2 protein-coding genes are annotated in these 1,441 nt (G+C 41.6%); both read right to left on the bottom strand.

Features of this window, described 5'->3' with window-relative positions:
• Window positions 1–549: hypothetical protein (locus A3729_RS26505; protein WP_156498154.1), on the bottom strand; the 549-nt coding region annotated here is incomplete at its 3' end.
• A gap of 399 nt (window positions 550–948) precedes the next feature.
• On the bottom strand, window positions 949–1,441 hold a 493-nt coding region (locus A3729_RS26500), incomplete at its 5' end, for an HPP family protein (protein ID WP_068634456.1).

Here is a 1,441-nt window from a genome sequence, read left to right as displayed (position 1 = left end):
GCTCAAAGCTGCATCAAGTATCTGCTGATTCAAGCCGCTATCAACATCAATGTTACTTACATCGATAGCTGCGGCTATTTTCATTTCAGGGCACATTTTTTGGTGGCCAATCGCGAAAGTTGGCGTGGGTGACTTACGCATCAGGTGCATCAAAGTGCTTCCCATAACACTACTATCTTTCTTGTTGGTACTAGGCTTAGAGATGGCAATACAATCATAGTGGCCCCGCAACGCACTTAATATAAGATTGATAAATGCCACGCCTGTTACAACTTCGCGCTCAAATAACACATCAGGAAGCTTTTTTTCTAAGAGCGCAATCATGGCATCCAGCCGCTCAAGCTCAACATTGATTGCGTGCTCTAGGAGTGTCGCAGGAGAGGCTCTCATATAACCCGAGATTCTAGAAAAGTCAGCGTCTTCGATTACAGTAATAAACTTAACCTCTAGCGGTTCATCATTGTCACTCCTCAAGCCGATAAGCTCACCCAAGCTTGGAGCAATTCCACCTCCTGGAGAAATAGGTACCATAATATGATTCAATTTCATTTTTAGTCCCTCTCATAATTTGGAAAATATAATCCAACACTTGACAGCACTAATCATCAACTAAAACGATTAAAAGCTAAGCCATTATTTCAACTATTAATGCTCGTAAAAATCAGATTTTAGCTAAATGATTACTCGATTTTAACGAACATAAAGTTATGCTAAGAGTATTGCAGAATATAAAAAAACCCCGCAATGCGGGGTGTCTCGAAAGTTCGCTCGAGCAAGGGAGTTAGAATGGTTTGTATTCGATAGCTTCATACAGCTACTTAATATAGCCTCAGTTTCTCAATGAACATTCCCTTAAAAAAGCAGTTTAATTCGTTCATTTAATAAGGAATTTTCTGACACAGATAAATCTTCGCCTAGATCTCTTTGGGGGCTTAAGTCTCTTTCGCGCTAACACCACATTGAAAGAGGAGGGTTGGCAGTCACACACCTTAAAATATCAGTGCGGGAGACAATCCCCACTAAACGATGCTCAGCATCCACAATAGGGATTGCATCCAAGCTATACATGACTAAGGCCTTGGCCACTCTACGAACATCTGTCACAGGATCCGCTGAAACAACAGATTTCCCCCTTGTTTGGATAACACTCGATAATGAAGTGTCCCGCCCCATTTGAACCGACGATTGAGACAAGAGCTTAGCGTATATTTGTTGGCGAGAGATTACTGAAACTAGCTGCCCTTTATTATCCAGAACAGGAACTACCTGATAATGCACCTGTTCGAATAACTCAAGTACGTATCCCCATGTATCGCTTAGCTGAACACTAACGACCGGTTGGCTCATAACTTGGTAAGCATGATAAACAGCTTCTTGCTGTGAGTTTTTCTTAAGCAAATTCTGATATTCAGAAATCGCTTTGACGGGCACATCATAGGAA

Source organism: Oleiphilus sp. HI0043 (assembly GCF_001634935.1).
The sequence above is the reverse complement of the archived record's forward strand: the minus strand, read 5'-3'. Positions and strand labels throughout refer to the sequence as shown.